Genomic DNA, 25,939 nt, shown 5'->3' with positions numbered 1-25,939 from the left:
ACATTGGCATAGTAGCAACGCCTGAAATACGCATTGCTTTTTGAGGCCTCCCTGATAAAAATGTCGAATGGATTAGGGGGAATTATGACAGAACAATTAGGGCCAAAGTCTACGCTGCCTAGCGCGGCAGGAGAGAGTTCGAACTCAGTTTCCAACGTTCCGCCGCATCCTTTGGATGGTTCTTGGCATCTGAACATTGAGGCTCAGAATTATGGTCCCTACACCGGGCATGAACTTCGCAGTTTCGCGAAGGAGGGACGAATAACTGAGAATACACAGGTAGTCCCGGTCGGCGGGACGGCTTGGAAGGCTGCTAAAGACGACCATGTTCTCGGACAATTATTCGAACCGGCTAGAGTTGCACCCCTACCACCTGCTCGGACAAATTCGGACAGCCGGGTCAGTGCTGCCGAGGGTGCCACCATTGTGCAAGTGACAAACAACATCGGACCTCAACCGGGCTATGGCGTTGCGAGTGTCCTCCTGGACGGCGCGGCAGCCAACAAATCGGCTGGCGTGGCGCTAATCTTATCGCTTCTCATCTGCGGTCTCGGGCAGTTCTACAACGGCCAGATAGGTAAGGGCATTCTCATGTTTGTCCTCACAATAGCGCTCTGGTTCGTCTTTCTGGGATGGATCATTATGATTTGGTCTGCAGTCGACGCTTACAAGACTGCAAAAGCGATGAACCTCCGCTATCACATGCTTCTCGCCGGGGCCTCGCCGATCTCCACGAGAGGTTGATGTGGCTCTGGACAATAGGAATTTGAGGCCCGCAACAGGCTCGTGCCCGTCTTGCTTTGGCGAAACCCTTGGCGGCGTCAGCACCTGTCCAACTTGTGGCGCAGTCCTGTCGTTGGAATTGGCGGTTCAGGATGCCAAGCAGGCGGGATTGAAGAGGCTGTCTCCGATCTTGGCTAGCATTAGAAGCGATCCGGTTTCGATGTTGGCATGGGTCCTGAGCATCATTCCATTTCTTGTGGTACCGCCGACACTTGCGATTTTGCTAGCGCTCTACACCAACAAATCCCACAACGAACAGAGGAGGTGGCTTTATGCCGTGGCGGCGCTCAACATTTGCCTGAGCCTGTACTTCTGGTCGTGGGCCGGCGATTACGTCACAAACACGAGGTTATCGATACTCGACTGGCTATGGTCGGTTTGGGCACCTCACCCACGAGTACCTAGCATCGGCGTTTGAGGCCCAACAATTGGGGGCATGGAATGGATTTCGCTGGCTATTTCATTCGAATTTACTTTTTCGTCAGCATCGTCGTCTCCGTCCTCGTTGTACTCTGGATGATCATGATCCTTTCTCCCCGGCACAATCCCCTAGAGTTCATATCCGAGAACGGCGGCGGACCGGGTGTCCGATTGTCACGCAGAATAGACGACCCTAAAATGGAAGTCCGTTAAGGGTCGAAGGCGGACTGAAGTCCGAAAAGCAACGGCGTTCTGCCTGATGGGACTGAGGTCTCGGACTGACCTAGAGCTGACTTTGCCCCTCCAGCCGATTTGGATCGTGCGGACGACAAAACGTGCTCTCAAAGGACTGGCAGAACCCAACGCGAAGATTTATCGCTCGGTGGCGCCGCTGCGCCTCCCAACAAGCGCTACGACCCTTCGCCAGCAACGCTGGGCTTGGAATTCGCGTGGCTGCGTCGCCCCCCTGGCCTGTGGCTGATTGCATGCGCCAAAGATGGTGAATAAAAAAATGGCAAAGAACAGGGGAGACAAATCGCCAGCCCTTTCGCTGAACCAGCCCGATTTTCCGCTAATACTCTACACTGTCTTTAACGGTAGCAAAATCCTTCTGCCAATCGAGGTATAGCTGTCCGGATCGCTGTCAGCCGGCCAAGCGAATGCCAGCCGATCGCAAGGACAGCATCTTTATCAATCACTAATATTTGATGATGGACAAAGGCATGAAAGCCTGTCTATTCTAACGTATTCTATCCCTATTTGTATCGAAACTGCTCAGTCATGACGCGGGGAGTCTTGGCATGGATACTCTGTTCAAGGATAGCAGCAATTTTTCTTCGCTTTCGCTAAAGGACTTGCTTCAAGCGCGCGACCTTTTCCACTACCATCTGATGAACAAGAAAAACGTCGTTGCGACGGCGATTGGACTCTACCGGATTCGCAAGGGCGATGCCTGGCCTTCGCCCGAGCAGCCAAGAGGACAGGAACGTCCAACCCGCAAACACCCGCGCCGAACACTCTTCAATTCCGAAATCCGTCCTTACTCCTGGCCTTGTGTCTATGCATTTGTTTCGAGCTGGGAGACAGAGGAAGACCTCGCCAACGGCGATCCAAGCGACATGGTCCCCAAAACGCTCTATCTGCCTGACGGCCGAACTGTGCCGGTTTGCGTCATCGAAACCAGAAAGCAGGAAGTCTCAATCGGACGCATTGAGAACCCATTCATCCAGCGGCCGCGCAACTATCTTTGCCCCGGTTCTCCAATAGTCAACGAGGACGGGCAAGGGCTCCCGCGCATAGGCACCGCTGGGTGCATCGTCCGCGACAGCGGTCGGTTCTATCTCATGACGAATAGTCACGTTATCGGCGCGCCAGGCACGGCGAGAACCTGGAACTCGTCTACCCGGGGCTGCCCTCGACAAGACAGCGGCTGCGGCTCGACATTGGACTTGTCGAACTCGATGACATCCGCGCCTGGCGAACAGCTGTGCCCGGCATCGCCCCGGTTGGCGACGTTCTCGACCTCTATGACAACAGCTTCAGCCTGCAGCTGATCAGGAAAAAGGTTGTCGGCCAGTCGGCCAGATCCGGCCTTCTGCGCGGCGAGATCCACGGACTGTTTTACCGCCACAAGAGCATGGGCGGTTCGGAATACATTACCGACTTTTTGATCGGCCCCGAGACCTACCTCGTTGGGCCCGATGGCAAGGATCAGCCTATCGACAGGAAAGAAGACGACAAAGAAAACATCGCCTTTGCCATAGACCATGGCGACTCCGGGACCCTGCTTTTCATCGAACAGACCGCAAAGGACGGAAAGGCCAGGAATGCGCAGGTCAAGACGGTCTATTATCCGTTCGCACTGCTTTGGGGGCGCGAGGCATTCTTCCAAGGGAAGGTCGAGCTTGCACAGCCGTTTGGGCTTGCCACTGCCCTCAGTCCCGCGCTCGACATGCTCGACCTTGACCTTGTGCAGAATATCAATCGCAACAACGATTTCATCTGGGGCTGGCTCGGCCACTATCTGATCGGCCGCGCGCTCAATCTGCCAGGCAAGCTTTTGACGCCGCCCTCGCTCAAGAGCTTTGTCGAAAATCACCTCGATCTCCTGTCGGTTCAGCCCGACGACGAGGCCGGCAATGACCCCAAGGTCATTGTTAAGGGCGACCCGGCACCGCATTACGTGCCGCTCGCCGACGTTCCCGACAATGTTTGGAAAAGCAACGTCAATCACACCGGCAGCGTCGCAAAGGGCACCTTCAAGCTGGGACCTGGCAACCGCGGCCAGGACGACAATCCCAATCACTTCGCCGACCTCGACCTTCCTTATCTCGACGGCAAGACGTTCCTCGAGCTGAACCTGGCCGAGCCCGACAAATATCTGCGGCCATCGGCATGGGTTGCCTATTTTGCGGCGATCAAGCCGCAGGAGGAAGCATGGGCGCAGTTGCTGGGTCCCAAGCATCACGCCAAGCGTGTGAACTGGGGCGCCCTGCCGTTTCGTGTCCATCAGCTCTTCGATGTCATGGTCGCGGCGGCGAAGAAGGGTGACGGCAAGCTGTTCCTGTGCGCCGGCGGCGTCCTGATCCACTATATGGGCGACGCCTGCCAGCCCTTGCACTCCTCCTATATGTCGAATGGGGATCCGGCCGACGTCATCCCGGATGAAAAACACCCTGGCCAGAACGTCATGCGGGCCGACGGCGTGCATTCCGGCTACGAAGATGACATGATCGAGTACGGCTTCAAGGAAATGGGACTGAACGCTCTGCTTCAGACCGAGATCACCCGGCTGGCAAAGGATGGACTGCCCAAGATCACGTCCGGATACGAGGCGTCGAAGGCGGCCATCGCGTTGATATCTGCCACGCAATCGACGCTCTCCCCGCGCACGATCGTGGAAAAATGGGATGCGCTTCCGCCGCCTCCCTATGGCCGCAAGTTGACGGACGTCCAGAAGGCTGCACTTTGGAAGGACCTCGGGAAAGCCACGGTCACCTGCATGGCGCGCGGCACGCTCTACCTCGCGGCGGTCTGGCAAGGCGCCTGGAGTTCGGGCGGCGCCGAGGGCAAGATCGACCCTGCCGGGACGATTGACCCTCAAGAGATCATGACCTTGTACAACGATCCCGACGTTGTCCCCTCGGTCGCGCTCGACAGCTACCTCGAGAACCCGTCTGCCGATTGGTCGACAATCAAGCGGCCAGCGAAAATGAAACCGGCATAATCCTGGACTTTCCTGAATGGCGGTTTTGTCCGCATCGAATTTGGTCGCCGCTTCCCAGTGATGCGCTTTGAACAGATCGAGACTGACATCGGGGGCTTAGTTTCGTCGTTTTGACAGCCCCTCGGTGAAGCCTTTCCACACATCTCAAGTACAGGCGAACCCATGCCAAACAAAGTCATAATGATCATTCGCCATGCCGAAAAACCGGCTCCAGGTGGCGCGGATCTCGGGGTTAACGAACAGGGCGAAAGTGACCCGGCATCCTTGACAGTACGCGGCTGGCAACGCGCCGGGGGTCTTTGCCGGCTCTTTTCAGAGCCGCCTCTGCCCCTGAGTGTGCCGGCATCAATTGTTGCGTCGGGCACGGTCAAGAAAGACGGTTCCGGCACCCGCAGCAAGCGGCCCAGCCAAACAATTGCCCCACTGGCCAGGCGCCTTGGCCTTGAACCGGACCTCACCCACTCAAAGGGACAAGAGCAGCCGGCCGCCGAATCTATCCTCATAGCCCCTTCGCCTGTGTTGGTCAGCTGGCAGCACGAGTCGATTCCCAGCCTGGCGGCAGCACTTGCCGGCAGTGCGGACATCGCCCCGCGGGCGTGGCCGGATGATGATTTCGACAGCATATGGATGCTGGAGGCCGACCAGGAAAATACCTGGTCTTTCGTGCGGACAAGCCAAGCCGTCCTGGACGGCGATGATGCCGCGTAGCAGTTTTTTGGGTCCGTCCCGGCGCAGTTTGCGAACAGGCCGCTCCTAACAAAGTCAGAGGTCGACATGGCCGCAAAGCCCGGCATTGCGAAGAAAGCTTCCGGATCCAAAACCCTCGCCGAGGAACCCGGCGCGCCGTCAGCAGCAGATCAGATCGCGGCAGCAGCACGACTGTTTCGCGACTGGATCGGCGTTCCAGGCATCATAGTGGCCTTTGCCCTGAATTATTGGCACCCGGGACGAGCCCATGAAATCCGTTTGGCCCGCGCCTGAAACAGGCGGCCAAACTCGGCACGAAGCGATCGAGGTCCTTGGATGAAGAAGAACATCGTCATCTGCTGCGACGGCACCGGTAACGAGGTCGAAGGTGACCTGTCCAATGTGCTCAAGCTGTTTAGGATTGCGCAAAAGAACGACGAGCAGATCGTCTATTACAATCCCGGTGTCGGCACGATTGGCCTGAGCAGCGAATGGAGCAACGTCTTCCAGAACGCCAAGGGGGTTTTCGGCCTGGCGACAGGCTATGGCCTCGACGACACCATCATGGATGCGTATCGGTTTGTGTGTCAGCGCTATGAGGACGGCGACAGCTCTTCTTTTTTGGGTTCAGCCGCGGCTCTTATACGGTGCGGGCCCTGGCTGGATTGATCCATATGGCAGGTCTTCTCAGACCCGAGCAGCTTAACGTCGCCACCTATGCCTTGACCGCCTACAAGCGGGCCAGCGAACAGAATGACCTTCACCTTGCCTGGGATTTTGGACGGATCATGGCCACTCGGCGTGCCACGATCCATTTCCTCGGCGTGTGGGACACGGTTGCCTCGATGATCGTGCCGCGCCGGGATCGCCTTTACCTGCCCAGCCTGCGCACACTTCCCTTCACGCGCAAGAATCCAAGCGTACAGTGCTTCCGGCAGGCGGTGACGATCGACGAGCGGCGGCGAATGTTTCGGCTGAACCGTTGGGAGCCAGGACAAAGTTACGTGCCAGTTCCGTTCGCCAATCCACCGAGTGACGTTCCACAGGACGCCGTGCAGATGGCATTTGCGGGCGTGCATTCCGACATTGGAGGGGGCTACCCCGAGACCGAAAGCGGGCTTTCCAAATTTCCCTTGGCCTGGCTTGCCTGCGAGGCAATTGCTCAGGGCTTGCTGGTCAACGCAGCAATGTATGACCACCTCGTCAATGGTAAAGTGTTGACTGGAGGGAAACATGCCTATGTCGCGCCGGATACCAGTGCCAAGCTGCACAATTCGCTGACTTCGGGATGGTGGATCCTGGAATTCCTGCCAAAACGCGTGAAATGGCGAGAATGGAAGCGGCGGTCGCCTTTTTGGCTTATATTTGCCATGGGGAGAGCCTCGCAGATTGCCGGATGACCTGCAGATCCATCCTTCAGTCGAGGAACGGTGGCATCGCGTGGCCTGCTACCGCCCGGTTAACGTCAATCTTCCAACCGATGCCGCAGCCAGTCCGGCAAGCCCCCGGGAGGCCGGCATCGATTGAGAAAGGCCCCCCAGCAAGGGTCGGGCTGGCGGAGACGTGACACCGGCAAATGCATGGCAGCACGTTTATCGGCTGCTCCTATCATCCACCTGACGACCGGTCTGACCCACTATCCAGGAAGCGCTCCGGCCCTACTTTGCAAGCAACCCCGTCCGAAGACCGCAGGAAATTGATTGCCCTAAGGTGCGGCGTCCAAGGTTGGGATATACTGGTCGTCTTTTGCTGTGAGATTGCTAACGACGGCCTCACTGATCTCATTTCGGCGCTTCTCGATGATAGAAGCACGGTAGCTGAGCCTTCTTGGAATTCGTTTTTTCCAAATACTTCGTACTTTCCCCTATCCGTTTTGATGCAAAACTACTTGTAACGCTGGGTTTTTTCATCGAAATTGGTATATGATAGCTTAGTACCATTTAGCGGCTGCGGGGGACGCGTCATGAGAAAATGGCTTCTTGCTCGCGTAGAAATAGGCCGCTCGGCTGACAGTCAAGTGCTCTATCAATGAAATCGCGAGCCGCGGCAGCGGATCCAAGCTTACGGGACGGCTTTGGGCCACACCCCTCCCAGGTCAATTCCACACTCGACGCCGGTGGGCCTTGAAGATATGCGCCGAACCCAACGGGCGCTTCAATTCCGACAAGACCGCGCGCCTCATTCGGACGACACATGACCATGTCGGACCGGATATCAAGCTGATGCTCGACGCCGTGGGTACGTGGCATAGCGCGGACCAAATCCTGCCTTCATACCGGTCTTAGTCGAAGCGGGTTCGGGTGGATTGAGGGGTCGGTAGATTAATCTCGCCAAATAGAGATTGGAGATTTGACAAAACCGATCTTGCACAAAGTGTGAAGTGAGAATAATTGTTAAAGATAATTTGATTTTCTCACGATCTTTGGGTGAGGGTGGCTGTGAAAACAAATTTCCTTTGGGCGCCTACAGCATGTCTATTTTTGACGCTTAACACCGGATGGGCTTTTGCAGAGTGTCCGCCTGCCGGCCAGGTTGCCGACGTGGAAAAATGGCTTCCCGATACTCCCGAGCCGAAGTTCGACCACACCCCGCCGCCACACCCCGAGCCCGATTGTCCTTTCTACATGGACGCCTGGCACAATTTTTTGTTCGACACGAAGCCCGACCAGAACGGCAAAGCCGCCTTCTTGAGCTGGCGCTCGATTGAGACACTGTTCGACAGCCACGTCGAGGCGTCACAGATGCTGTCGCTTGCACCGCGCAGTATCGAACTGCCGAACGATGCGTTCCAGGAAGGTGTCGTCGCTTCACTTGCCAAGCTGTCAGGCAATGGCGTTGTTCTCGATGGCGGGATCGAACAAGCGGGCAACGCCGCAATCCTTTTCGACCAGCAGGGGTACCCGGTCTACTACGGCATTCACGTCAACGACGCCTTCGCCAAATTCCTGAAGGACAACAACATCACTGACAAGCAGTCGATCGAGGGTGCCGACAAGAATCTCGCCTTCACCGACGGTGTCGTGGAGTTGAAGTCTGCTTGGCGGGTGCTGTCGTATCCGTCCGATTTTGATACCTTCATTCAGACGGACGCCGAGGTCCCCACGCTGCGGGTCATCGACGACAAGATCCAGATCGACAAGTCGGCGCCACCCCGAAAGGTCAAACTGGGTCTCTTGGCACTCCATGTGGTGTTCGTGCTGAAAGGCCATCCGGAATTCATCTGGTCGACCTTCGAGCACACCGACCTTTCCGGCGCAACTGATCTCGGCCCGTCGTCGGCCGTCAACCCGGACGCAAACGGATCGGGGCCTCCCGGCTCGATTTCCCCATTCGACTATCTTCTCTACCACGGTGGCGACATCGGTACTGTTGCTAACGAAGCGCCCGGTTTCAGCGAACAGGCGGCCGCGTTTAACGAGTCCACGCAACGCCTCGACAAGGGCAGTTCTACGCCGCGGTCGGTCTACCGCGCCTATCCGGCGGCCAAGGCGACGACAATCGATCTGGATGAAGACGTGATCGATCTCAACACCTTCCTGTTCGAGCGTTTTCAGAAAGGCGCCTTGCCAGAGACTGACAAGCGCAGATTCTACCGCCTCGTCGGCGCCACGTGGCTGGACAAGCCTGCGGAGACTTTCGAGGTCGGCAAGTCGTTCTTCAACGCGCCTGGAGAATCATCCGACGACGGCCCAGTCGCCGGCGAGGATGCCCTGTCGAGCCTGGCGATGGAATCGTTCACGCAAGTGTTGGCTCCCAATTGCTTCAGTTGTCATGACACGAAGAAAGTCACGACACCCAAGGGGGTGAAGGTTCTCGATCCGAAACTTCTGAACGTGAGCCACGCGCTTTCGAAATATGTCAGCGAGCACTAGGAGGAGAAAATGCCGTTCGATCGGGTCAAGACCATTTTGGAGAATGGAATGGCCGCATGGATCGCCGCAAAGGGCAAGGCAGACCTGAGTGGCCATGGACCGACTTTTAAGTGGGAAACGAAAGACGAGTTGCTCGCGGCTGTCGGGAAGGGCAAAAGGTTGATCCAGCCAGAGCTGATTGGAACTCCGGATACTGACAAGGTCAATCTGATCATCGACCTTAAGACGGGCTTCGGCGGCAGACGCATGCCCGATGGTGGCCCGTACATACCTGATGACCAGATCGCAGAGATCGAACAGTGGATCAAACACGGCTGCGTCGATTGACCGGCAGGAAATTTTACTTTGGCGATTCCGAGATCCTGACGAGACCGCGTGAAGCGGCCGACGAACTGCAGCGTCACCGCTTCGCTTTTGTGCTTATCACTTACAGGCGCCCACATCGATTGATCGCGTTCGGTTGCCGGCAGCGCGTGTTCACGACCGCCAGTCAGCCGTCTGGCGGTCTAAGTCGGAATTCAGGACCACGGAATGGCGATCGAGAGCAGCTTGTTGGCGAGGACGTCGACATCGGTATAGGTGTCGGTGCCGTTCACGGGCGTGTTCGTCTTGCGCAGGTTTTCCGCCCGCTGGGTCGCAACCTCGATATGGGCCTTGGTATCATCATAGGCCGTTAGGCTGTTCTTTTTGTAGGACGGATACGCCGCGGCCTTCTTGAGCTCGGCATAGACCTCATTGCGGTGGATCGGCGCCAGCACGTTCCTGAAGTGCAGCAGCAGCCACAACTCAAAATTAGGGACCGACGGCACTGCGAGGAACGGCACGCGGACCCCGGCATCGTTCTTGTAGCTGTTGTTAAGCGCCGCCGCCCGAGTCAGCGCGTTGTAATACGTAAGGTGGTCATCCCGGTCAAAGAGCGCGTAGACCTCGTCAAATGCCCTATCCTCGGCCAGAAAATAGTCGCGCGCATAGTCAACGACGTTCAGCGGGTCGGTGCCGTAGTCGGACGGCAGGATCTGCACCCGGGCACCACTGAGGCGACGTTCACGCCGGATCGCGCCGAAATAGTTGCGTTCGGTCTTCTCGCCTTCGCAGACAATCAATATCCGCGGTGAGCCGCGTTTGCGACCCTGCTTGCGGTTCAGGGACGATTCCGAGCGGACGCGTTTTCCCACCGGCTAGTCCTGCAACGGTTCCAGAATCGGAACGCCGCCATATCGACCGCCGAGATAGCCCTTTTCCAGCGCCTCGCCCTTGCGCGGCGAGAAGTCGAGCAGGGGGAACATGTGCGACGCCTGCTCCGCGTCTTTTTCCGTGAACCAGATCTGGTCCCGGCGCAGGTGCTTGCCATAGAGAAGCGACACGTCGTGCGTGGTGAAGATCAGCTGCGCGCCCCGCTTGTTTTGACGGGGATCATTGAACATGGCCACCAGCTGCTGCACGAGGAGCGGGTGCAGGCTGCGGTCAAGCTCATCGACCACGAGCAGTCGGCCGCGCTGCAGGATATCGAGAACCGGTCCGGCAAGGTGGAATATGATCTGCGTGCCGGATGATTCATCGTGGAATTCCAGCGGGTAGGTGACGCCGTTTGCCAGGTGTCCCAACTGCGGCAAGTTGATGTCGACGTCGCTGGCTTCCGGTACGCCGCCAGCCAGGTTCACCTGGAACTGCCGACCGCGCTTCTTATCAAATGACAGGCTGGAAACTCCCGTATCCGCGGCCGCGATCAGCGACACAACCCGCTTCTCGTTCTTGGCGTCCTGCACATAATTGGCGGTGAATTCGAAACCGATGGCACCGCCTTCGGTGGAGATGGCCATGTCCTCGACGAATTTCTGGTAGAGGGGGCGCAACTGCTCGTTGTTGAGATTGACGGCAGTGGTGAGGAACAGCACCTCTGTGCGGGTTGCTCCTTCCCAGACCTTTTTCGGGCCTAAAAAATAGTCACTGTAGGTGAACTTGTATTTTCCGGTCTTTTCATCGCGTTTTCGGTGAAACCACACTTGAGGCTTGGCGGTCTCGTAAACCTGCAGCCACTCCTCGAGGATGCCGCGCCGGTTGAATTCGAACCCGTACTGGTAGCGCTTGCCGTCAATGACGAAGGTCGCTTCCAGCAGCGTTGGGAACGTTGCAGCTTCCGGACGCAAGGCAAAGGGCGTCAGATTGCTCTCCTGGTCCGGCTGAATCTGGTTGGAGGTCGCCACCATCAACTGCATGAACTGCAAGGCGCGAATGATGTTGGTCTTGCCGCTGGCATTCGCCCCATATACCGCGGCGGCATTGACGGCCCGACGGATTTTTTCCAGCCCGGTCGACCGCGTATGAGTATCCTGCATCGACGCGTCGCTGCTGGCCGCCAGCCGCAACACGGCCTCCTCGCGGAACGAGCGAAAGTTTCTAACTCTGAATTCCAGTAACATGCTTCATACTCTCTATTGACCCATATTGTCGCACATAATATGCAAAAAATCAACCTATTTCGGCTATCCCGTCGAAATGCCGCTTGAAGCGTACTCCCCTTCAGTATCACATTGTAGCTAGGGAAAAGCCCCTCACCTCGTAATCCGCGGTGATGTTTCTGGTAGCCACGTGGCTCGAAGGGAGCGCGTAGGGACCCGGGGCGGCTGCCACGATTCAAAATTTCTATCGGGTAACGACGTCGCTCCCTTGGCGAACGCCACCTACTCGATTTTATATATGACATAATGTCATTCTTACTGGCTGCATTGACCGGGCATGCACCACGGCCGGGTAACGACCGTTTTCCGTACAGCCGCCACAAAAAGGCCATGTCGCGTCAGATTTTTCCTAAGACCGAATCTGATATCGAATCTCTCCGATGAACGCGTGCAATTCCGGATGCGGGGCGAACCAAAAGGTTCGAAAAGCTTCCAAGAACCCAGCCAAACAAATTCAAGCGCTTAGCGACTTGCGACCCTGCTTCCATGTCGCGTCTGTGTCGCGTCAAGCTCCGAGCAGCGACTTTTCACCAGCTGCCAGTTCTTCCTGAGCTGATGCGTGGCGAGGCACCATCCGCACAAGTGATACAGGTTCGTCCCAGAGACGGGAGTGCGCGGCGGAAGCGAGCCTGCCAACAGGGTGACTGCTAGATCGTGCGGGGATGCCGGTTCTTCATTGATTGGCACCAGATTTGACGCTATTAGCCTCGCGCGGTCGAGGTCGAATTGACCGTTGACCCGCCACTGCCGCACCTCCCTGGTCTGGCCATTCGGTCTCGTCCAGTATTGGAGGTGTAAGGAGCATCCCGAGCGCGATGGCGTTCTCGTAGGGTAGGGTCATCAAAAGTGCATCGGAATGCGAATAGAGAAAGGCGAGGTCTCCTGCAGTGGGCACCATCATGACACATCTCGCGAGCGGGACGGCCTCGATGCCACCGGTGATCGTCCCCTCAAGATTCAGGAGCGAGTAGATTCTGATGTCTCCATGATCACCGTCGATCACGTCACTATCATGCAGACTTTGAAGACCAATCAGCCCATCAAACAAGCCCCGAAGTCCCGGCTTGGAAGTCTGAACATGACAGTATTCCGCAGCTGTCATTGGACCCGTAAATATACACTTGGCGCAGTTGTCGCTCACGGGACAGGCAGCACACCCCCGCTCATGGCGGACTGCCTCTGAGATCCGGGCAGCGTTGGCGGAGAGTTCGGGAAGGGTTTCGCCGACCTTTCCGATGGGTAAGCCGCTGTGGCACGTGCGAACCCAGCGTTGTTCATCGACGATCAATCGTTCGAGTCTGGTCGCAGGACATTCTGAAGAGCACCACCGGCAGGCATCGCGTGACAAAGCTCTGGAGGCGACCATGTCTGCGCCGACCGTCCAAGTGCCATTGGCGCCATCCGAGGGGGCGAGCGACAGGAGCGCGCCGATATCTTCAGGGGTCTCAATCTCGAAGATTAGACTAGACCGGCGGGGCGTTTGGGTTTGCCCGAAGGTGCCCGCCACAACCGCTGAACTCAGGGGAACGCAACTGATGTGCCGCGTATTCATCTCTGGGGCTTCGGGGCTGAACTCGCTTACGCGGTACACCACCGTGTCTGCTGGACCAGGAATGTCCCGTAACGTGTTGACCTCCGGGACGGGAACCTTCGCGCGGTTCAGAATCGTCTGCGCGCGGGCTTTCACGCCAGGATCTGAGTAGGTGAGCCAGACGCTGAGGTTCATGGGAAGTACGCGCGCCAGCCACTCGGCGACCTTGCCGTCCAACGCCGTCTCGGGAAGGCTCACGATGGGCCCGGCGCCACCTGCGTTGGCGGGATGGGCTCCCGCAGCCCTCCCGCTTCCACCGCGGCCATTGCCGCGCGGACGCGATCGCTGGGCGGGAATGTAGCCAGTCCCTGAAAACAGGAGGCTGGCTTGCCGCATTTCCAGGCCGCCCATAGGAAGCCAGGAGCGATCATGGTCCAAGATCGGCAGTTGATAGACATCGTACGCCGTTCGCGTGACCGGTGGTAGGACACGATCCGGGGGGTTGTGGTTCGAAAGTCCGAAAGTGGCGTAGTTTGTCGCCAATTCAGTGCCGTCCCCGACGATCATAAAATTGTGGGCGTAGCTATCGACCTGGATGGCCTTGATGAAATCCAAGGTGCACAGCCCATCTGCCGGGGTCTCCAACGGCCCCCCAAAGATAACGCTGACCGTCGTGCGTATTCCCTCCGATCGCGCGCCCCGAACCGCCCAGGCGATGCGCTCGAGATATCTGCGCTCCTTCTCGAAATCGTCACGTTCCCAGCCGGTCGAACGAACTTTCTTCATTGCCGCCAGGACGTGAGGTACTGCGCTTTCAAGGCCGAAGTTGATCTCCGCAAAACCCGCCTCGCGAAGCAAACCGAACGTATCGTCCTTCAGCGGCTCGGTTCTCATTTCGGCCCAGAATTCAAGGTTTTGAAAGTTCGCAGCCGACATGCGCCGTATGAGTTCGTGGAAGCGTTTACCTTGTAGAGAGAAGTTGTCGTCGTTGATCGTAACAAGCGTCTTGCGCTCTCGCCCGGCCAGACAGTTTTCGAAGAAATTGAACACTTTAAGTTGCCGTTGGATCGAATGAGTTGCCAGCCCCCAGCCCGACATGGCAGAAAAGTTGCAGAAAGTGCAGGCGTAGGTGCATCCGCGAGATGTGACCAGGCCGATGTCGCTTACACGATGGGGGGGCAGGTACCCCCCTATGTAGGGATCAGGATAAACGTCAAGGGCACCGCCCGTGTCCGAAAAGGCTCCAACTTCATCAACGTTGTCTCGGACTGCGGTTGATATCCGCGCCTTGGGCGCATCGCTGCGTTCACCATTCCGAACGACCTGCCCGCCCCGCCGGAACGTAACGCCGCCAATAGAATCTAGCTCAAGCTCGCCTCGACGCCATCGGACAAGATCGAGCGCGATTTCTTCGGCGTAAGATCGGCAGCAGACGTCGAACGCCGCGCAGTCAGACAGGATCAGAAGATCGGAAAAGGTTGCGCTTGGGCCGCCCACCACGATCGGTAAGTCCGGCGCCTGGCGCCGGACCTCCTCCGCCAAAAGGCGGACGATGTTATAGTTTGCGTCGTAGCAGCTAAAGCCGACCATCTCGCCGCCAAGGATCAATATGTCCGCGACGACATCGGATACCGATTTGTTGGCATCACCAAGGAACTGTACACTATTTACGTCGTGCAGGGCTAAATAGGCCCGCAGATAACCTGTCCCAAGGTGATAGTCGAAGCCGTCAAAAACCCGGCAGTTCAGCACATTAGGAAATACAAACACGAACGCCGGATTGCCGTTCATCGGATACCCATGACCGCGCCTCGTGCAAAGGACGTTAGCGACCGAGTTAGCTGCAATCATCTAGGAAGTAACGACGATCCCCCCGCGCTCATAGTCCGCCGTTGACGAGTATTTCCTTAGATCAGCTTCAGTAAGCTCAAGAACTTTCAGATCTTTCCCGGTTTTTTGTTTTATATCGTTCGCTTGGGCGTCCGTGAGTGTTAACTTCAGGCCGCCGACATGTCCAAGATCGGCCTTGACCACGTTAAGATCGTGACCCACGACCCCTTCGATTTCAGCAATCTGGCTGGGAGTGAGCGTTAGAGGTGCATCGGCCATTTTATCCGTTCCCCGGGAGTGACCATTGTCTTGATAGCAGTTAACGCCCTTCTGCGGCGATCTGCAATAGTCCTTCGCGTATCAGGTGTTTGGCTAGAATAACCTTTGAGCCGTCGGAAATCGCGCCCGGCAGCGCGCAGATCTGAAACGGCCCGGTCTGTCGGTCAATGAATCGAATGGCAGGCTCCAACGCGCCCGGCATTCCCAACGTCGCTGGGCTGCGCGTGGTGTCTCTCATGCGCTCAAGCCCTGGGAATCCAAGCCGAAGTTCTTCGCCGAGGATTTGGATCGCACACGCGCTGCCGGCCACCCTCTCGACCCAGTGCTCTAAACCAAGGTGATCGACCATGGGAGGGTCGATCAGTCTTTGCCCCGGGAGTGCGCGGAGACCGCTAATGAACCGCTGGCGCTGACGAAGCAGGACTTGGTCAGCAGATAGCGAGACGCCAAGTGCCACGCTCAAGGTGGATAAGAGAGCCTGCAAGACGGGATCGGTCCCGTCCTTTGGCGCGCTCACACGCATCGCGGGATTCGCTTCTGCCGCAAGCTCCACAGCTGCGGCTGCGAGGTCCGCCATTTTTTGAGGATGCAACGAAAAGGTTAGATGTAGCGAGTGTTGGCTGGACGTTTTAGCTACATGAATGAGCCCACGAGGCATGTATAGAACGTCGCCTGGCTGCATCTCCACGGTGGAGATCGGCGTCAGATGGTCAACGTCGGCAACTTCGGACTGCTGCCGTCGGAGTGGCAAAGGGGGTACCTTCGTGTCTTCAAACAAATCGTAAATTTTGCTGCCTTCGACTTGGGCGATCACCACATCGTGTGTATCGAAGTGAATGCCGAAAGCCCGAGCGCCCGTCGGGGTGACGTAGGCCGCCGCGGAGACGTGAAAGCCAAAATATAGCTCCAGTTCGCGCACGAACCGCGCGATAGGTAGGTGGCGATCCTCAAGTGCATTCAAAATTAGCGTTGTGCCACGGCTGTATTCCTTCACGATCCAACGCAAGACATCCATCTGCCCCACATTGCTGGGCGTCACTACATCGCGTCCGTGACTATGGTATCTAACGAAATCTCGGAGTTGAGCTTCATGCGCCCAAAGGATTTTCTCTGTCGTCGAGAGTGAGAACAGTCGCTCAAAATGATCCACAGGTCGTCCAGATAGGTGGAGGTGCTGCTTCTCGTAGACTTCGGTGAGCAAACGAGGGGCCGAATAGGGGCCGAATAGGAGTTCGAACGCAGCGCTCATATCGTTGTCCCAATTGGTCGCACGAAAGTTCTTGTCAAGTCCACGGCCGAAAGCCACATCTTGCGAGAGATCGACGCGGTAGGCTAGCACTACTTTGAAAGGCTGATTCAGACGGGGCAGCATTGCAGTGAGTTCGGGTGCCATGGTCGGCTTACGCGGGGTGGCGATGTCCCAAGGACTGGGCTAGCGGGACGATCTGGAGCAGCGGCTGGAGCCGTTTCTGTCGGGTCTGTGGTTCTGGCCCGACGGGCGATCTGTCTACGAACAAATCCGAGGCCTACTTCCAAGGAGCAAGAAGCCACCCAACGCGACGGAGTAGGCGCTCACCACCCACTGCAGCGTCACCCGGTGAAGCCGAGATTGGCACCAATCTGAGGCAAGGCCACATAGACGATGTTGAAGTCTAGGGCGATGACGAATTGCGCAGCGGCCAGAAGGCAAAGGCTCCACTCCAAAGACACGTGACCTGCGGAACCCGCATTTGCAATAAGGGCACAGTTTCCTCGAACAGCGCTACCGCTGGTGACGGCGGCTGGACTTGTCCGCACAGCAAGCCAAGAGCTCTCAGAGAGGCAGCTTTGGATTGCCGCAGGAAACCCTGCGGACTGTTTCGATGATCAAGTCGCATTCTACCTTCATGACCTTTCGCTCGATATCTTCGACGGTATCTGACGCATCTACATCGACCAATCGGCTGGCAATTGCGCGGCCATGATCATATTCGCTGTCAACAAGGCGTCGGAACAAGAACTGCTCAAAATCGTACGCTAAGGTCGAACGGAGCAGGAACGTTATGCTGCACGCCGTAGCCCAGGCGGGAGGCGGAGCGACCTGAAGCCTTCCGGGAGATGTTGCTCGCTGTCCCAGGTGTAGATGCCCGTCAGGTTGATATGCTCCCAACTCAGCGGCGAGATATGCTTCAACAGCGGATCTGGAATGTTCCTTCCCGCTCGTTTGAGCTGTGTCACCGCGCGATCGAGATAGACCGTGTTCCAGTGGACGATCGCGCTGACGACAAGATTGAGGCCCGATGCGCGGAATGCCTGACTTTCGAACGACCGGTCGCGGAGTTCGCCGCGCTCGTGGAAGAAGACGGCGCGCTTCAGCTTATGCGCGGCCTCACCCTTGTTGAGGCCGGCCTGACATCGCCGGCGCAATGCCGAGCTCGAATACCATTCGATCATGAAAAGCGACCGCTCGATCCGACCGAGTTCCCGTAGCGCCCTTGCGAGCTGGCTTTCCTTCGGTGATGCTGACAGCTTCTTCAGGATCGTAGACGGCACCACGGATCGCGTCGTGATCGACGCCGCCAGATGAAGCAGATCATCCCAATGGTCGAGAATCAGAGTGGTGTTGATCGGCGCCCCGATGTGCTTCGACAGCGCCGGATATGCATCGCCTTTCTCGAAGGTGTGGAACTTCCGGTCCTTGAGATTGCGCAGCCGAGGCGCGAACCGCTTGCCGATCAAGGCGAACAGTCCGAAGACATGGTCGCTTGCACCGCCCGTATCGGTGAAGTGTTCCTGGATGTCGAGGATCGTGTCCTGATCGAACAGCCCGTCGAGCACATATGCTGCCTCGCTTTCGGTCGGGCTGATCGGCAAGATGCTGAAGTAGCCGTACTGATCTGACAGATGGCTATAGAACTTCGAGCCTGGCTCACTGCCGTAGTGCAGATTGACGTCGCCGCGCTTCGCCGCTCTATCGCTCGCGCGAAAGAACTGTCCGTCGGATGACGCGGTCGTTCCATTACCCCAAAGTCGAGCATGCGGGTGACGAGTGTGCGCATCTGTGATGCACGCTTGCGCCGCGCGATAGGTTTCCGACCGGGCGTGGAACGTGCGCATCCAGCCGATCTGGTGAGCACTGATGCCCTTGGATGCGCTGGCCATACGCTTCGGACCGAGATTGGTCGCGTCGGCCAGCACGCCGGCCAGCATTGCTGAGGCATTTCTTGGGACGTCACCCGTGCGAACATGCGTGAAGCAATCCGCAAAGCCAGTCCATTCATGCACTTCCCTCAGGAGGTCGGGAACCTCGACCAACGGAAACATGTCGCTGATCTCGGCATTCAGTTCGTCGGCCGCCGGCGGAACCTCGCCAGCAGTTGGTGTAACGATCAACGTCCCGGCTTCAAGACGAACACCTTCGAGCTTTCCGGACCGTGCTCTGTGCGCCAGACGCTTCAGGTTGAAGTCGAGCATCTGATGCGCTTCGGCAAGCCACTGCGCGCCGTTACCTTGGACGCCCAGTCCAAGGCGATCCTCCTCCTTCATGGTGGTGAATGTCGACCGGGGCATAAGATGCTCGTCGATCGGCCGGAAGGATCGACTGCCATCGACCCATATGTCCGCCGACCGAAGTCGATCTCGTAAAGCCGCGAGCGTTGCGATTTCATAGAGACGACGATCCGGCTTCTCCTGTCCAAGAATGAGCTTGYGCTCGGCTTGGCTGAGGTGAGTTATGGGGACGCGCTCCGGCAACGCTCGGCGCTTCTCGGCATAGAGCCGTTTCAGCAGCGAAATCGCCGCAAGAAGGGGATCGTGGCGGCGCGCTGAGCGGAACGTAAACGTCTGTAGGAATGCACCGGCATACTTGATGACGGTCCCATATTGCTCGGCCGCTAAGGTCAATGGCGACGCCTCGTTGTTCTCGACCATCGACGCAAGCTCAGGCTTGATCCGAAGCAGCCGGTGCCATCCAACTTCCTGATCGAGAACCTCCAATGCGTTCCGGCCATAATTGTTGGCGGACTGCAGGGCTGTGATCGTGTCGAGGAACATGCGTAGCGCTTTGGCGGTATCCGGCCTGCAATCCATGTGCCGCTGCTTTTTGCGGTTATTAGCTTGCGAGAACAACCGACCAATCAGCTTGATGAACATCGACACTGCATCGTCCGTGAGCTGCTGGCCGAGCTTGACAATCTGCGCCACGAGCAGCGCGTGTCGACGGCTGGCATTAAAGTCATTGGCCAGCCAGGCCGGCGTGGCGTCGCCCTCACGGATCATCTGATCCCACCGTCCAGACGATATGCGCAGCTGCAATTTCGGGTCGATTTCTAGGTTGCGCAGGAAGGCAACCCGTTCGGCCAGCCCGACCAGGTTTGACGCACCTGGCGCATCCGGCGCGGATCGCAACCAATGGTAGCGCGTATGGCCGATCGACGAATCAACCTCCAATAGCCTATCCAATGATTGAAGCTTATCGAGCGGAATTTCTTCGATCAGCGCTCTCTCTGCTCGCCGACGGGCAATCGACCGGCCCGCGAGCCCTATTCGCTCGATCGTCTCGGTCACCGGAAGCAGGGAACCGCGTTCCCGAAAAGACGCGGCGATGGCTTTCGCAATCCCGACGCTGTCGTCGGAAATCGTTGCCGCCTGAATCGCAGCTAGTAGCGCCGCTCGACGATCCTCCCCCGTTGCGCTCTTTGTATCCAGATAGATCATCAAGCGCGCGGCGTGGTCGCGACGGGTCTCTTCACGGCGCGCATAGAGCGCGAACGTTCCGAGGTCGGCGCCGACCTGATCGGCAACATGCTTCAGCATTGCGCGAGGCGGAGTCTCTCCGGCGGCGAGCACTCTGCCTGGATAGCGCATCAGGCAAAGCTGAACGGCAAAGCCGAGCTGATTGTGTTCTCATCGGTCGGCACACTGAAAAGTTTTTGCCGATCTTGATCTTTGAGAAGCTTCCGTCTGCGCATCGCCCGACTCCATCACAATACTCGATGGAACGATGTCAAACTGGGGGGCACATACGTCAGCCTTGGCTAGGCTATCCACAGAGATCAAATGCAGGCGGCTGATATCGCACTCGGGTTCTCGCTCCGTTCGCCCTTAGCGTACGATTTTGAGCAGTTCTTGTTCCGACCCCAAGGAGCGAGGCGGAGTTTGGGAGCCGACCTAAGTGCGGTTCCGACTAGGTCGGTCGTCAGCAACGTATCTGAGGCACGTTTCAAGTTGCCGTCATGGCGTCGCTCGGTGGAGAAGGTTGGATTCCGGTTCCTTTCCCTCTACCATCCTCAAATTCCGAACAATTCTCTGCTGGATTGCGTTGGGCCCTGAAGCCCAGCATTTGCGCGGTTTGGGGTCGAAAGCTGGGGGGTGCGAAAACCACGTTTTCCCCCAAACCGCTCTCTGAATGCCCGTCATTCTCCGAAGCTGGGGAGTAGCGCCAAAAATCCCCAGGTTTTGAGGCCCAGCAATATCAATATGATAGCGCCATCCCAACTGTTGGCAGTTTTGCGTTTCGCTCGCCTGCCCAATGAAGACCACAACTATACGTCGCTCGCTAGGTGGCGGTTGCGCTAGAACCGGATACTCCTCGTACTGCAGAGACGAGGTGGTGCTTCGGCTACGCTCAAGGCGAGATATCAGGAAGCAGTTGCTGCCGACCGCAAGCCACGTTCCGGAATGTTGGTGGAACAGGCAACCTGAAGCATGGTTGCGCACGAAGATCAAACCATTGGCGGAAAGTTCCGCCGCGCGTTGGCAACCTGCCTCGGATGCTCCACAAAGCAGCAGCCGATAGGCGTTGGGCAGCCGCAGACTGGAGCGCGTCTCGCGCACGTGCTACAGTATTGAAAATAGCGTGGTTTGGGGAACCCGCCATGGCACGCGGGACTAGTCGCAAGCCGGGAGCAGCTCAGGCGAGACCACGGGGTCTGGCGGGCAAACTATTTGCCTTCTTCGAAAAGTATCCGGTCGCGACGGCAATCGGAGTGATCTCCGCCATCATCGCCAGCATCGTGGGCATTCTGGACCTCCACGATCGCTTCACTCCGGCTGCACCGATCGAAGATGGACTGCGCGTCAAGCTGGATGAGTCGGAGCTTCAGCCGATGTCCGGCGGCACCATGATCCGGGCCGCCGGCGCAAGGGTTTTTTCGGAGGGAGTGAAGCTTCGCGTACAGTTCGATCTCAAGAATCCCGCACCCCCGCTCGCGATCAACGCCATCACCATTGTGCCGATCGAAGAGGTGCCCCCCGAGGTCGTAGCGGCCGTGAAAGCTAACGCCGACTCGCCCGATCGGGAGCCGGAATCTTGGGCAGGGGCGCAGCCAGTAAACACCTATCTCGGCGTCATTGGCAGCGGCAAGTTCAGAGTCGTCTACAACGACGCGCATGGGACACATTTAGAATGTCGGCCGGAGAACCTGCTCGATTGCAACGACCGGGCACAAGTCATCGAACTCAATGAGACCGGAGATACAACCTATACCCTGGACCTGCGGCTGCGCTATCTCGACGTTCCGCTCAAGGGCCTCAAGATCATCGCCAAATACACCATCGACGGGGTTGATCATGAAACGCATTCTGAACCTCTTTATCTGCACAACTAGCTTGCTAGTGGGTGCCACATTGCCAGCCCTTGCCGGCATTGCCGAGTGTCCGGTGCTTCGAAGCGAGAAGCCGCTGGAGGCCCCCAAGCTGCTCGACGATATATTCAACGGAGCGACAGCGTCCTACGGCAGCCCCAACAAGTGGCCCTACCTCAACAATGAGGCAATGGATGAGGAGGGTCCAGCTGGCCAGATGCTCCAGAAGATCTTCGAGAACCGGCACGTCAATATTCCAATGCCTGTGGTGCGCTTTGAACCCGCCGGGAGCTCGGCTAAAGTCGAGCTGCCAAGCGGTGACCTACGGCTGCCAATCGATCGCTGGCCATGCATCCTTGCGCCGGGTGACGAGGTCTTCCTGAGCGATGGCTTTACCGACCACGCAACCCTGATCTACCGGATCCAAGCCGACAGGAAGCTAGTGACCTTCATCGATGCGCGGGCCGAAGAGAACTTTCTTCTCTCTGAAAACAGCCTGCTGCAGGACTTCGGCGGTCACTGGTTCGTAGAAGGCGACCGCAAGCTGTTCTCAGTCCCCTTCGACACCATGGACTCAGTCCTGAAGGCAGCGGTTCTCGTCCCACCGATTGACGGAAAGGTAATGATCGAAACCGTCGCCGCTCTGGCGCCGGGCGTCGCGAGGCTCGATCTTTACTATTGGCGCGACGCCAATATGTACGCTGATATGGACGCCTCGCAACCCGTAGGAGATAACGGCTACCTTTTCGGTCCACAAAAAAGTCCGCTCATCGATGATCTGGGTTTTTACAATATGGCGGTTCTGGCACTCACCGGCCAGGACCCGGATCTGGCACTCATGATGGAAGTGGGCTTCGAAAAGCTAGTCTTGTCCCTTCCACAGACCCTCTCGCGCAACCTCAACTTCCGCCTGCTTTACGAACTGATCAATGCAGGCGAACTCACTCGCGCGAACAACCTCGCACACCGCTATCTCGAAGTGCGTGGCTTTGATGCCGACTTTGCAGTGATCGGCGCCGCCGTCTGCCACGAATTAGGCGACAGCGCGTGTGCGGAAGACCTGCGGACCCGGGCCCGCGCCGAACTCGACCCGCGTCTTGGAAGGATGTTTCGAGGGGAGACTTTTGCGGAAGACCGCGCGCTGCTCGATCGGCACGATTACGAGAACGCCAGCATCTTCCTGATGCGTCGCCGCTATGAAATGCTGGAGTCGTGGTAGGTTTGGGATACTGCCTGATTGCGACAAAGCCGAGTGCGGAAAAGACGTTGTTCCCCGAACTGCTCTCCGAATATCCATCATTCTCCGAAGCTGGGGATTAACCCGAAAAATCCCCAGGTTTTGAAGACAGCAATATCAATGCCTTAGCGCCGGCCCGGCGAATAAGCCACTCGCGCTTGCAGCGTTGCGCGATCTGGTGCAGCCGCCCGACGGCATCGTGGCGATCGAGCTGGCTGATGGACGGCGCGTGTCTGCGCCGGCGGGCAGTACTCCGGCTGCGGTGAAGCAGCAGCTCGCTGGTATCCGTGTAGGCCGCATGGGACCGATCTTCGAGGTAGGCGACATATATCGGACACCAGCGACCCAAATTAGGCCCCATGCCGAATAGCATTCTCCGTTTGCACCTGCAGACGTCAAAAAATTGTTGAGCCGGATTCTTGCCCGATCCGGAGGGCTTCCTCAATCGGACCCGCCGGGACTTTGCAGGATAACGATGGCGCCCACGGTTCTCAATGAGATCGTAAATGCGATCAGCATTGTCCTGGACGATCTCGCCCGCAATGCTAATCACATCGACTGCGTTAACCGTTCATCCATTTGGATGTTGACGCCCACTCTTCATTGAAATTAAGAATGTGTTAATATAAGCGCCTCCTAAAAAAATCCTGACCAGCAATCAGGGAAAGGGCGTCATGGGGACAAAAGGGAACGCAGCGCGGCTACCAAAGTCGTCGCGGCTACATGTTGTAGCCAAGACTTACACGTGGACGGCCATGTTGATGTCTGGCTGATCGCCGCACTGTGGCCTTGCGGCGACTGGACTACGCACTGACAGTAGCCGTACGCCAAAATTCGCATGTTGATCGTAGCTGTTTCAGATGGAGAGTGACTAATCTGTCAATGCGGCAGTGAACAGATTTGGGGCATCTGTCTCGTGTACGAGTAAAAGGTGGGGGTTAAAATGGCTTCTTCTGAATTCGCAGGCGCCAGTGGAACTGCGATACCGCGTGTGAGCGCGGCGTCGGTACGACTGCCATTGGTCTGAATGGGAACTCCTTTGATCCTGGCGCTCTCGCCGATCATTCCCTGGCTGGCGATCGAAAGCCATTCGCACGGGATTTCCTTGACTGGCGACGTTGCAGGCCGACGGGCGTTGACGCGTCCGGCCGACGTGAATGTTTCGCATAAAAACTTGCGCTTCGGGCAAGCGCTCTACGGGCACTAGGGGGAAACTGTTATGGGTGGAACAACGACGTCTTTTTCAAACACGCCGCAGGCAGTGGATGATTTCTTCACCAGCGTTTTCACTGGGCTCACTGAAGACAGTTTCGGGACCATTTTCCTCAATGTAATGGCCAACGATCTAGGCGGAAACGCCAAATCGCTGTGGTCGGTCGATAACGGCACGAACAATACTGGCGCGATGAGCGGCTACATCGCGGCTGATTTGTTGACGCAGGACCTAGGTCGGATTGAATCCGCGGGTTCCGATACAAGCGCCAACGGCGCAAAGATCTGGATTACGGCCGACGGGAAGGTGGGATACGATACAGCGTTCTTGTCGGCTGCTTTCAGGTCGCAATTGCAGGGGTTGAATGCCGGCCAATATTTGACGGACACCTTTATCTACTCTATCCGGCTCGGCAACGGGACGCTCAGCTGGGCAACCGCGACCATTCAGTTCGCGGGGACCAACGATGGGCCGGTTCTGAGCGACACAAGCGATCCGGCGACGGTGCTCGAACTGACTGGTGCCGCGGCCCAGAACCTGGCGGCGATCGCGGGCAATTTCTCGGTAAGCGATCTCGATATCGGCAACACGCTGCATGCGTCGGTAGTAGGCAGCCCGGTGGTGCAGCTCAATGGCAGTCCGTTCTCGTTGCCCGCCGGGGCAGCCGCRCTGATCGCCAGTGGCGCATTCACGCTGACGGATACAACCTCCAACGGTGGCGCGGCCAACATCGGCTACAGCTACGATCCGACCCCCGCCAACCTCGATTTCCTGCGCGCTGGCCAGAGCCTGACCATCACCTACACGGTGCAGGTCAATGACGGCACGACCAACTCCGGCACGCAGAATGTCACTTTCACCATCACAGGCACCAATGATGCGCCGGTGCTGAGCGATACGAGTGATCCGGTTGCAGTGCTCGAACTGACTRRTGCCTCGGCTCAGAACTTGGTGGCGATCACGGGCAATTTCTCGGTGAGCGATCTCGACGTCGGCGACACGCTGCATGCGTCGGTAGTAGGCAGCCCGGTGGTGCAGCTCAATGGCAGTCCGTTCTCGTTRCCCGCCGGGGCAGCCGCACTGATCGCCAGTGGCGCATTCACGCTGACGGATACAACCTCCAACGGTGGCGCGGCCAACATCGGCTACAGCTACGATCCGACCGCCGCGAACCTCGACTTCCTGCGCGCTGGCCAGAGCCTGACGATAACCTACACGGTGCAGGTCAATGACGGCACGACCAACTCCGGCACGCAGAATGTCACTTTCACCATCCACGGCACCAACGACGCCGCCGTGATCGGAACCCCGACGGTCGCCGACGTCACCGAAGACACGCCCAACAGCGCGGCCGTGACGCTCACCGCCGCGGGATCGATTTCGATCAGCGATGTCGACACCGGCGAAGATCATTTCCAGACCACCGTCAGCGGCGCCGGCACCAATCTGGGCAGCCTCGTCCTGGCCGCCAACGGCTCCTACACCTACTCCGTCGCCAACGCCGCCGTGCAGTTCCTCGCCGGCAGCGACGCCAACGGCGGCACCAGCACCCATGTCGACACCTTCACGGTGACGGCCGCCGACGGCACCACCCAGCTCGTCAGCTTCACCATCCACGGCACCAACGACGCCGCCGTGATCGGAACCCCGACGGTCGCCGACGTCACCGAAGACACGCCCAACAGCGCGGCCGTGACGCTCACCGCCGCGGGATCGATTTCGATCAGCGATGTCGACACCGGCGAAGATCATTTCCAGACCACCGTCAGCGGCGCCGGCACCAATCTGGGCAGCCTCGTCCTGGCCGCCAACGGCTCCTACACCTACTCCGTCGCCAAC

The 25,939-nt window shown here is 57.8% G+C and carries 16 protein-coding genes and 3 pseudogenes; 13 read left to right on the top strand and 6 right to left on the bottom strand.

The genetic code is table 11. The annotated features are described in order from the left end of the window. Positions 1-60 precede the first annotated feature (60 nt). From AC1D08_RS32880 to AC1D08_RS32840, 9 genes and pseudogenes are all read left to right on the top strand, one after another. A pseudogene (locus tag AC1D08_RS32880) lies at positions 61-309 on the top strand (DUF4339 domain-containing protein); the annotation flags it as partial. A gap of 123 nt (positions 310-432) precedes the next feature. Continuing rightward, a complete protein-coding gene (locus tag AC1D08_RS32875; RefSeq protein WP_477425179.1) occupies positions 433-744 on the top strand; it encodes an NINE protein in 312 nt (103 codons plus the stop codon). Positions 745-2,003: 1,259 nt separating this feature from the next. Next, positions 2,004-2,756: a hypothetical protein gene (locus AC1D08_RS32870; RefSeq protein WP_477425168.1), complete on the top strand. Its 753-nt coding sequence runs from the start codon at positions 2,004-2,006 to the stop codon at positions 2,754-2,756. After that, positions 2,690-4,429, top strand: coding sequence for a phospholipase C/P1 nuclease family protein (locus AC1D08_RS32865; protein WP_477425166.1), 1,740 nt, complete (start codon positions 2,690-2,692; stop codon positions 4,427-4,429). Before AC1D08_RS32870 ends, AC1D08_RS32865 begins: the two co-directional genes overlap by 67 nt. A 162-nt stretch (positions 4,430-4,591) precedes the next feature. Then, positions 4,592-5,137, top strand: coding sequence for a histidine phosphatase family protein (locus tag AC1D08_RS32860; RefSeq protein ID WP_477425164.1), 546 nt, complete (start codon positions 4,592-4,594; stop codon positions 5,135-5,137). 66 nt (positions 5,138-5,203) lie between these two features. Next, a complete protein-coding gene (locus tag AC1D08_RS32855) occupies positions 5,204-5,410 on the top strand; it encodes a hypothetical protein (RefSeq protein ID WP_477425162.1) in 207 nt (68 codons plus the stop codon). A gap of 42 nt (positions 5,411-5,452) precedes the next feature. Beyond that, positions 5,453-6,516, top strand: a pseudogene (locus tag AC1D08_RS32850) (DUF2235 domain-containing protein). 1,080 nt (positions 6,517-7,596) lie between these two features. Further along, complete coding sequence (locus AC1D08_RS32845) at positions 7,597-8,988, top strand: hypothetical protein (protein WP_477425160.1); 1,392 nt, start codon at positions 7,597-7,599, stop codon at positions 8,986-8,988. Between the two features lie 9 nt (positions 8,989-8,997). Beyond that, positions 8,998-9,315 carry a hypothetical protein gene (locus AC1D08_RS32840; protein ID WP_477425158.1) on the top strand — a complete coding sequence of 106 codons (318 nt, stop codon included), beginning with the start codon at positions 8,998-9,000 and terminating at the stop codon, positions 9,313-9,315. 191 nt (positions 9,316-9,506) lie between these two features. Here AC1D08_RS32840 and AC1D08_RS32835 read toward each other — a convergent pair whose 3' ends face one another. The 6 genes and pseudogenes from AC1D08_RS32835 to AC1D08_RS32810 form a co-directional block, all read right to left on the bottom strand. Continuing rightward, positions 9,507-10,163, bottom strand: a complete 657-nt coding sequence (locus tag AC1D08_RS32835) for an RloB family protein (RefSeq protein WP_477425156.1) — start codon at positions 10,161-10,163, stop codon at positions 9,507-9,509. A 3-nt stretch (positions 10,164-10,166) separates the two neighbouring features. Next, positions 10,167-11,354, bottom strand: coding sequence for an AAA family ATPase (locus AC1D08_RS32830; protein WP_477425154.1), 1,188 nt, complete (start codon positions 11,352-11,354; stop codon positions 10,167-10,169). Between the two features lie 766 nt (positions 11,355-12,120). Continuing rightward, entirely contained in the window at positions 12,121-14,769 is a 2,649-nt protein-coding gene (locus tag AC1D08_RS32825) for a B12-binding domain-containing radical SAM protein (protein ID WP_477425152.1), read from the bottom strand. A gap of 60 nt (positions 14,770-14,829) precedes the next feature. After that, entirely contained in the window at positions 14,830-15,087 is a 258-nt protein-coding gene (locus AC1D08_RS32820) for a hypothetical protein (protein ID WP_477425150.1), read from the bottom strand. Positions 15,088-15,127: 40 nt separating this feature from the next. Next, positions 15,128-16,480 carry a JmjC domain-containing protein gene (locus tag AC1D08_RS32815; protein ID WP_477425148.1) on the bottom strand — a complete coding sequence of 451 codons (1,353 nt, stop codon included), beginning with the start codon at positions 16,478-16,480 and terminating at the stop codon, positions 15,128-15,130. A 647-nt stretch (positions 16,481-17,127) separates the two neighbouring features. Beyond that, positions 17,128-20,036 (bottom strand): annotated as a pseudogene (locus AC1D08_RS32810) (Tn3 family transposase). A gap of 906 nt (positions 20,037-20,942) precedes the next feature. Between AC1D08_RS32810 and AC1D08_RS32805 the strand changes: the two are divergent. The 4 genes from AC1D08_RS32805 to AC1D08_RS32790 all read left to right on the top strand — a co-directional run. Beyond that, entirely contained in the window at positions 20,943-21,674 is a 732-nt protein-coding gene (locus AC1D08_RS32805) for a hypothetical protein (protein WP_477425147.1), read from the top strand. Then, positions 21,637-22,869: a hypothetical protein gene (locus tag AC1D08_RS32800; RefSeq protein ID WP_477425145.1), complete on the top strand. Its 1,233-nt coding sequence runs from the start codon at positions 21,637-21,639 to the stop codon at positions 22,867-22,869. The genes AC1D08_RS32805 and AC1D08_RS32800 overlap by 38 nt, the downstream gene beginning before the upstream one ends. Before the next feature lie 1,057 nt (positions 22,870-23,926). Beyond that, positions 23,927-24,094 carry a hypothetical protein gene (locus AC1D08_RS32795; protein WP_477425144.1) on the top strand — a complete coding sequence of 56 codons (168 nt, stop codon included), beginning with the start codon at positions 23,927-23,929 and terminating at the stop codon, positions 24,092-24,094. A gap of 384 nt (positions 24,095-24,478) precedes the next feature. Then, positions 24,479-25,939 (top strand): VCBS domain-containing protein (locus AC1D08_RS32790; protein ID WP_477425142.1); only part of this gene is annotated, 1,461 nt, incomplete at its 3' end.

The sequence above is a fragment of the Mesorhizobium sp. P2_E6 genome, from assembly GCF_056403835.1.
Note: the sequence above shows the minus strand (reverse complement) of the source record. Positions and strands in the feature narration are given on the sequence as shown.

Excerpts from the sequence above, each read along its gene's own strand:
- AC1D08_RS32870 (WP_477425168.1), top strand. The coding sequence starts at position 2,004 with ATGGATACTCTGTTCAAGGATAGCAGCAATTTTTCTTCGCTTTCGCTA.
- AC1D08_RS32860 (WP_477425164.1), top strand. The coding sequence starts at position 4,592 with ATGCCAAACAAAGTCATAATGATCATTCGCCATGCCGAAAAACCGGCT.
- AC1D08_RS32855 (WP_477425162.1), top strand. The coding sequence starts at position 5,204 with ATGGCCGCAAAGCCCGGCATTGCGAAGAAAGCTTCCGGATCCAAAACC.
- AC1D08_RS32840 (WP_477425158.1), top strand. The coding sequence starts at position 8,998 with ATGCCGTTCGATCGGGTCAAGACCATTTTGGAGAATGGAATGGCCGCA.
- AC1D08_RS32825 (WP_477425152.1), bottom strand. The coding sequence starts at position 14,769 with ATGAACGGCAATCCGGCGTTCGTGTTTGTATTTCCTAATGTGCTGAAC.
- AC1D08_RS32820 (WP_477425150.1), bottom strand. The coding sequence starts at position 15,087 with ATGGCCGATGCACCTCTAACGCTCACTCCCAGCCAGATTGCTGAAATC.
- AC1D08_RS32815 (WP_477425148.1), bottom strand. The coding sequence starts at position 16,480 with ATGGCACCCGAACTCACTGCAATGCTGCCCCGTCTGAATCAGCCTTTC.
- AC1D08_RS32805 (WP_477425147.1), top strand. The coding sequence starts at position 20,943 with ATGGCACGCGGGACTAGTCGCAAGCCGGGAGCAGCTCAGGCGAGACCA.
- AC1D08_RS32800 (WP_477425145.1), top strand. The coding sequence starts at position 21,637 with ATGAAACGCATTCTGAACCTCTTTATCTGCACAACTAGCTTGCTAGTG.